This window comes from Mycobacterium sp. DHQP2018-32-09 (assembly GCF_058148405.1).
Genome location: NZ_JBYVYK010000049.1, coordinates 39,045 through 45,547, shown reverse-complemented (window position 1 = coordinate 45,547; position 6,503 = coordinate 39,045). Strand labels below are relative to the sequence as shown.

Genomic DNA, 6,503 nt, shown 5'->3' with positions numbered 1-6,503 from the left:
TCCAGGGCGGCCAGCCCGAAGGTCTCAGAGGCGATGCACCGCCAGTTGCGATGCGGCGCCCCACCCTGGACGTGGCGCGGTGCGCCGGAAGCGACGGCGGGAGCACCCGGGCACACCGGCTGGTGAGTCCCGCCCTGGCGGGCAGAGGGACGCCGCGGGTGGCCGGAAGCACCCGGACGCACCGGCGGGTGAGTCCCCGCCCTGGCGGGCAGAGGGACGCCGCGCGTGACCGGGAGCACTCGAGTGCAGCTGCCGCGCATCCCGGTTCGCGCACCGGCACGCGCGAACCGGGGGTCATGCCGCCACGGCCCCGGGCGACGCGGCGTCGACGCACCTACGCGGCGCACCCCCAAGCCCCCACGGGACAGGGCTGTGCAGTGCGCGACCCTGGCGGATCGGCCGGGAGGCGCGGCGGGCAATGGCTGCGGTTGGTGCCGGCGAATGATGCCGGGGGAGTGGGTTGGTGCCGGCGAACGATGCGGGGGTTCAGGGGTGGTTCCGTCGGGTGGTGGCGGCGAGCAGCGCGCCGGCGGGTGGTGGCGGCGAGCAGAGGCGGAGGTGAGCATGGCGCCAGCCCGCCGCGGCGCCAGCCCGCATCAGCGGAACGTCAGCGGTACGTCAGCGGAACGTCAAGACGCGCAGCGAGTTCCGCATGACCGATCCCGTAGGTCTCGCGTACCGCGACACCGTCGCGACCGACGTCGAAGACGGCGAGATCGGTGTACACGCGCGCCACACAGCCCACGCCCGTCAGCGGATACGTGCACTCCGGCACCAGTTTCGGCGTGCCGTCCTTGGAGAACAACGTCATCATCACGAACACCTGCTTGGCTCCGATCGCCAGGTCCATCGCCCCGCCCACGGCGGGAATGGCATCCGCACTGCCGGTGTGCCAATTGGCCAGGTCGCCGCCACCCGACACCTGAAACGCCCCCAACACGCACACGTCCAGATGCCCGCCGCGCATCATCGCGAACGAGTCCGCGTGGTGGAAGTACGCGGCACCCGGCAACTCCGTCACCGGCACCTTGCCCGCGTTGATCAGATCCGGGTCCACCTCGTCGCCCAACGCCGCGGGGCCCATGTTCAACATCCCGTTCTCGGTGTGCAGCACCACCCCCGAACCGGCGGGCAGATGATCGGCCACCGTGGTCGGCAATCCGATGCCCAGATTGACGAACGAACCGTGCGGGATGTCCCCGGCCACCAACGCGGCCATCGCCTCCTTGGTCAGCGGTCCACCCACACCGTCGCCACCCACACCGTTGCCACTCACACCGTCACCACCCTGTCGACGTAGATGCTGGGCGTCACCACGGCCTCCGGGTCCAGCGTGCCCGTCGGCACCACCTCCCGCACCTGTACCACGGTGGTCCGCGCCGCCGTCGCCATCACCGGCCCGAAGTTGCGAGCCGTCTTGCGGTACACCAGGTTCCCCATCTCATCGGACCGGTACGCCCCGATCAGCGCCACGTCACCGGCCAACGGATACTCCAGCACGTACGTGCGTCCGTCGATCACGCGCTCCTCCTTGCCCTCGGCCAACGGCGTGCCTACCGCGGTGGGGCAGTAGAAGCCGCCGATGCCGGCGCCCGCGGCCCGCATCCGTTCGGCGAGCGTCCCCTGCGGCACCACCTCCAGTCGGACGTCACCCGCCCAATACAGGCCGTCGAACACCCACGAGTCGGACTGCCGGGGAAACGAGCAGATCACCTTGCGCACCCGGCGCGCCGCCAGCAGCGCCGCCAACCCGGTGTCGCCATTGCCCGCGTTGTTCGACACCACCGTCAGATCGGACGCGCCCTGATCGATGAGCGCCTCGATGAGCGCCACGGGCATGCCCGCCATGCCGAACCCGCCGATCAGCACCGTGCTGCCGTCGGCGATGCCGGCGACGGCCTCCGCGGTGGTCTCACACATCGTCACCATCAGTGCGCCCCCCGGACGTTTTCCAGCACCACGGCCAACGCCTGGCCCACACCGATGCAGATGGCCGCCACGCCCCAGCGCTGCCGCTCCTCCACCAGACGGTGCGCCAGGGTGCCGACGATCCGCGCCCCCGAGGCACCCAACGGATGCCCGATGGCGATCGCACCGCCCCTGGCGTTGACGATGTCCGGGTCGACGAGACCATCGGCGCGCCAGGCGTCGACGCAGGCCAGCGCCTGCACCGCGAAGGCCTCGTTGAGTTCGACCGCGGCCACGTCGGCCCAGCCGATCCCGGCCCGCTCGAGTGCCCGGTTGGCGGCCTCCACCGGGGCGAAGCCGAATTCCGGCGGCGCACCGGCATGTCCGGCCCGACCCGCGATCCGGGCCAGCGGATCGACGCCGACGGTTGCGTCCTCCGACCCCAGCAGCACCGCCGCGGCGCCGTCGTTGAGCGGCGATGCGTTGCCCGCCGTGATCGAGCCCGTCGGGCGGAACGCCGGCCGCAACCGCGCCAGCGCCTCGACGCTGGAATCCGGCCGGACGCCCTCGTCACGCTCCAGGCCCGGCAGCGGCACCACCAGGTCGTCGTAGAAGCCCGTCTCCCACGCCTGGTGCGCAAGCCGGTGCGACCGGGCGGCGAACTCGTCCTGGCGTTCCCGCGGGATCCCGAAACGGTCGGCGAGTTGCTCGTTGCACTCGCCGAGCGACACGGTCCACTCCGCAGGCATCCGCTCGTTCACCAGCCGCCAACCCAACGTCGTCGACACCGCGGTGACGTTGCCCGCCGGGAACGCCCGTGACGGCTTGGGGAGCACCCAGGGGGCCCGCGTCATGGATTCGACGCCGCCCGCCACCACGACGTCGGCGTCGCCGACGTCGATGGCACGCGACCCGATGATCGTGGCGTCCAGCGAGGAGCCGCACAACCGGTTGACGGTGGTGGCCGGCACGCCGACGGGCAGCCCCGCGAGCAGTACGGCCATCCTCCCGACGTTGCGATTGTCCTCACCCGCCTGGTTGGCGCATCCCCACACGACGTCGTCGATCGAGTCTGTTTGCAGCGCAGGGGCCTTGGTGAGCACCGCGGACATGGCCGCGGCCGCGAGGTCGTCGGGCCGGTGTTCTGCCAACGCGCCGCCGAACCGCCCGAAGGGCGTGCGGGCGGCCGCGTAGACGAAGGAGGATCGAGCCATGCGTCGACGGTAGGTCGGAGCACTCATCACGTCCAATATCCAATCCGCATGGATTGAGATGATCTGACGATACAATCGCGCGGTGGAGATCCGGACGATGCGGCTGTTCCTCGCCGTCGCCGAGGAGCGGCACTTCGGCCGGGCCGCCGCGCGCAACCACGTCGCGCAACCGGCACTCTCGCAACAGATCATCGCGCTGGAGCACGACCTGGGCGTCAGACTGTTCGAGCGATCCACGCGTCGCGTCGAGATCACGCAGGCCGGCCAGCGCCTCGTCGAGCACGTGCGGCGGATCCTCGAGGCGACCGACCTCGCGAGGCGCGACATGCAGGCGTTCGCCGCAGGCCACGCCGGGCGGGTGTCGGTGGGCTTCGTCGGCACGTCGACCTACGACGTGCTGCCCAAGCTCGCCCACCGCGTCCATGCCGAGTTACCCGACGTGGACCTGCGACTGCGCGGCGAACTGCTGACGCCGCAACTGCTGACCGGCCTCCGCGCCGGCGACTTCGACCTCGCGCTGGTGCGGCCGCAACCGGGCGCCGAGGCGATCGCCGATCTCGAGGTCGAGCCGTTGCGCACCGAGCAGTTGTTGGCGGTGCTGCCCACGTCGCATCCCGAGGCTGCGTCGCCGGCGGTCGACCTCGCCACCCTGGCCGGGGAGGTGTTCGTCACCCACCCCTCCGGCGCCCGCTCGGCGATGCACCGCACGGTGTTGGACGCCTGCGAGCGTGCCGGATTCGCGCCTCGGATGATCGAGGTGGGGGAGACCGCCACGCTGGCGGTGTCGGTGGCGGCGGGTCTGGGTGTCGCGCTGGCGCCCGAACCCGTGCGCAGCCTTCGGGTCGACGGCGTCGTCTACCGGCCGCTCGCCGTCCCGGAGACGGTGCGGCTGCTGCTGGCGCGGCGCCGCACCGACGCCGCGCCGGCAGTGGGTGCCGTGGCCGACCTCATCAGGGCGGTCGTCGGTCAGGTCAGGCGCCCCAGGGCGTCGCGGACGTAGCGCCCGAGCTCCTCGCCGTGGGACTCCGGGGCGACGCGGTCACGGTGGACCGCCCGCTCGCGGGGTCGCACACCGCTGGGCGTCGCGGTCGCCGGGAGTCCTTGCGTGGCGAAGTAGTTAGTGCATTGTCCTAAAATCCCGCGCGGCCTATTCTTGAGGCATTCGACCGTGCGTCATGCAGGCGTTGTGCGTGATTCAGGGTGCCGGATTGCACACCAGTAACTCCAGCAACACCTGCATCGCAGCAAACCCTCATGCGCTCGAGGAAGGGATGTTGACGATGAAGATGTTCACCGCACTCGCCGCCGGCGTACTGGCCGCGGGAGGCATCGCAGTGGGCGCGGCCGCACCGGCTCAGGCCGGTTGCCAGGGTGGGTGGACGCCCTGGGGCGGGGGTACCACGTGCGACGGCCCCATCAACCAGGACGGTTCGTTCCAGCGCTGCGTCACCGCGGGCGCCCTGGGGTTCAGCGGAACCAACTGCTACATCCTCAACGCCGGTGACGCGACGGCGCCGCCGTACGTCGGACCCTGACGACGGCACGGCCGGCAGCGGCTCGATTGAGGCGCCCGAGATCGGGTAACCGGCCGGCCATGGCGAAGATCGGATACTTCCTGTCCTGCGAGCAGTACGGCCCCAAGGAACTCATCGACCAGGCCAAGCGCGCCGAAGCCGCCGGCTTCGAGGCCCTGTGGATCTCGGACCACTTCCATCCCTGGAACGACGAGCAGGGCGAAAGCGCCTTCGTGTGGAACGTGATCGGGGCGCTGTCGCAGGTGACCTCGCTGCCCGTGACGACCGCGGTCACGTGCCCCACCGTGCGCATCCACCCCGCCATCATCGCCCAGGCCGCCGCCACGTCGGCCGTCCAGCTCGACGGCAGGTTCGTGCTCGGGGTGGGCAGTGGCGAGGCGCTCAACGAACACATCCTCGGCGACCCGTGGCCGTCGGTGGGCGTGCGCCTCGACATGCTCGAGGAGTCGGTGGACCTCATCCGAAAGCTGCACGAAGGCAAGGAGATCAGCTACCACGGGGAGCACTACGAGGTGCAGGAGGCCCGGATCTACACGCTGCCGGAGCAACCCGTACCCATCTACGTCTCCGGCTTCGGCCCCCAGGCTGCCGCGCTGGCGGGACGCATCGGCGACGGCCTCTGCACCACGATGGCCGATCCCGACCTCATCGCCGCGTTCCGCGACGCCGGAGGTGCGGGCAAACCCGTCCAGGCGGGCACCAAGGTCAGCTGGGACCAGGACGCCGACCGAGGACTGGAGGCCGCACATCGACTGTGGGCCAACGAATCCCTGCCGGGCCAACTGGCGCAGACGCTGCCCCGGCCCGGCGACTTCGCCGACGCCATGACGTTGGTGCCCAAGGAGAAGGTCGCCGAATCGGTCACGTGCGGAGCGGATCCCGACGCCCACGCCGCCCAGGTGCGCCGCTACGTCGACGCCGGCGTCGACGAGATCTACGTGCAGCAGATCGGTCCGGACGTCGCCGGCTTCTTCGACGCATGGTCCAGGGAGGTCCTACCGCAGTTCCGTTCCTGACCCGGCGTACGGGTCGACGGGGGGATAGCTACCGCTGGCGCGAAGGGCCTCGGTGATGGCCTCGACGCGCCGGTTGGCGGCCCGTAGTCCCTTCACCCGTTCGGTGGCCACCTCCTCGCGTCCGCGTTCGACGACGATCACCCACGGCACGCCGAGCAGCTTGGCGAGGAACCAGAACGGCCAGCCCAGCCAGAAGGGGAGCAGCACGACGAACAGGATGACGTCGAGGACGTCGTTGACCCCGAAGATGCTCGACGGGAACCACCACGTCTTGCGCCGAACCTCCCACACCACACCCTTTGGATCCTCGACATACGTCACCGACTCCCGCCCTCCCTAGCGTGCGTTCAGGGGATTCTCGCACTGGTCCGGGCCGCGGTGCGGGAGCGGCGCCGCGCGCCGGATTCACGCCGAGTCGATGTCTTCTGGCGGGCACGGTCGCCGAGCACACTGGCGAGCGCACGGCAGGAAGGGACAGGGAGGGACATGAAGGGAGAGCTGACCATGACCTCGTCGCACGCCTCGTCGCAGACCGAGCAGACCGGCGCGCCACGACCCATGCTCGAGGACTGGACGTGGCAGTTCAGCGGCAGTTGCCGCCGACTGCCCCCCGAGGTGTTCTTTCCCGAGGACTCCGGTCGCACGGGGCTGCGGGCGCGGGAAGAACGTGCCAAGCAGGTGTGCCGCACGTGCCCCGTCCTGGCGCGCTGCCGCGATCACGCGCTGGCGGTGCGCGAGACCCACGGAGTGTGGGGTGCACTGTCCGCCCGCGAACGGGCCAAGCTGTTGACCACGCGCGGGCGGTGAGCAGCGACCGAGGCGTCGGCCCC

At 70.8% G+C, this 6,503-nt stretch carries 8 protein-coding genes; 4 read left to right on the top strand and 4 right to left on the bottom strand.

All coding sequences use genetic code 11. The annotated features are described in order from the left end of the window. Positions 1-607: 607 nt before the first annotated feature. From AC30CM_RS21390 to AC30CM_RS21380, 3 genes are read right to left on the bottom strand one after another with little or no spacing between them, the layout of a single operon-like run. Complete coding sequence (locus AC30CM_RS21390; protein WP_490118920.1) at positions 608-1,219, bottom strand: 3-oxoacid CoA-transferase subunit B; 612 nt, start codon at positions 1,217-1,219, stop codon at positions 608-610. Positions 1,220-1,272: 53 nt separating this feature from the next. Then, a complete protein-coding gene (locus AC30CM_RS21385) occupies positions 1,273-1,929 on the bottom strand; it encodes a 3-oxoacid CoA-transferase subunit A (RefSeq protein ID WP_490118916.1) in 657 nt (218 codons plus the stop codon). Then, positions 1,929-3,122, bottom strand: coding sequence for a thiolase family protein (locus AC30CM_RS21380; protein ID WP_490118915.1), 1,194 nt, complete (start codon positions 3,120-3,122; stop codon positions 1,929-1,931). Before AC30CM_RS21380 ends, AC30CM_RS21385 begins: the two co-directional genes overlap by 1 nt. Positions 3,123-3,204: 82 nt before the next feature. Between AC30CM_RS21380 and AC30CM_RS21375 the strand changes: the two genes are divergently transcribed. From AC30CM_RS21375 to AC30CM_RS21365, 3 genes are all read left to right on the top strand, one after another. Further along, positions 3,205-4,122, top strand: coding sequence for a LysR family transcriptional regulator (locus AC30CM_RS21375; RefSeq protein WP_490118914.1), 918 nt, complete (start codon positions 3,205-3,207; stop codon positions 4,120-4,122). Between the two features lie 280 nt (positions 4,123-4,402). Continuing rightward, positions 4,403-4,657 carry a CDGP domain-containing protein gene (locus tag AC30CM_RS21370; RefSeq protein WP_490118913.1) on the top strand — a complete coding sequence of 85 codons (255 nt, stop codon included), beginning with the start codon at positions 4,403-4,405 and terminating at the stop codon, positions 4,655-4,657. 59 nt (positions 4,658-4,716) lie between these two features. Next, positions 4,717-5,673 (top strand): LLM class F420-dependent oxidoreductase, encoded by a 957-nt coding sequence (locus AC30CM_RS21365; protein ID WP_490118912.1) that lies wholly within the window; start codon positions 4,717-4,719, stop codon positions 5,671-5,673. Here the strand turns inward: AC30CM_RS21365 and AC30CM_RS21360 are convergent. Further along, a complete protein-coding gene (locus AC30CM_RS21360; RefSeq protein WP_490118911.1) occupies positions 5,653-5,994 on the bottom strand; it encodes a hypothetical protein in 342 nt (113 codons plus the stop codon). The two genes, AC30CM_RS21365 and AC30CM_RS21360, sit on opposite strands and share 21 nt — an antisense overlap. Before the next feature lie 165 nt (positions 5,995-6,159). Here AC30CM_RS21360 and AC30CM_RS21355 point away from each other — a divergent pair, with 165 nt between their 5' ends. Beyond that, on the top strand, positions 6,160-6,480 hold the full coding sequence (locus tag AC30CM_RS21355) for a WhiB family transcriptional regulator (protein ID WP_490118910.1): 321 nt from the start codon (positions 6,160-6,162) through the stop codon (positions 6,478-6,480). Positions 6,481-6,503: the final 23 nt, after the last annotated feature.

Excerpts from the sequence above, each read along its gene's own strand:
- AC30CM_RS21390 (WP_490118920.1), bottom strand. The coding sequence starts at position 1,219 with ATGGCCGCGTTGGTGGCCGGGGACATCCCGCACGGTTCGTTCGTCAAT.
- AC30CM_RS21385 (WP_490118916.1), bottom strand. The coding sequence starts at position 1,929 with ATGGTGACGATGTGTGAGACCACCGCGGAGGCCGTCGCCGGCATCGCC.
- AC30CM_RS21380 (WP_490118915.1), bottom strand. The coding sequence starts at position 3,122 with ATGGCTCGATCCTCCTTCGTCTACGCGGCCGCCCGCACGCCCTTCGGG.
- AC30CM_RS21370 (WP_490118913.1), top strand. The coding sequence starts at position 4,403 with ATGAAGATGTTCACCGCACTCGCCGCCGGCGTACTGGCCGCGGGAGGC.
- AC30CM_RS21365 (WP_490118912.1), top strand. The coding sequence starts at position 4,717 with ATGGCGAAGATCGGATACTTCCTGTCCTGCGAGCAGTACGGCCCCAAG.
- AC30CM_RS21355 (WP_490118910.1), top strand. The coding sequence starts at position 6,160 with ATGAAGGGAGAGCTGACCATGACCTCGTCGCACGCCTCGTCGCAGACC.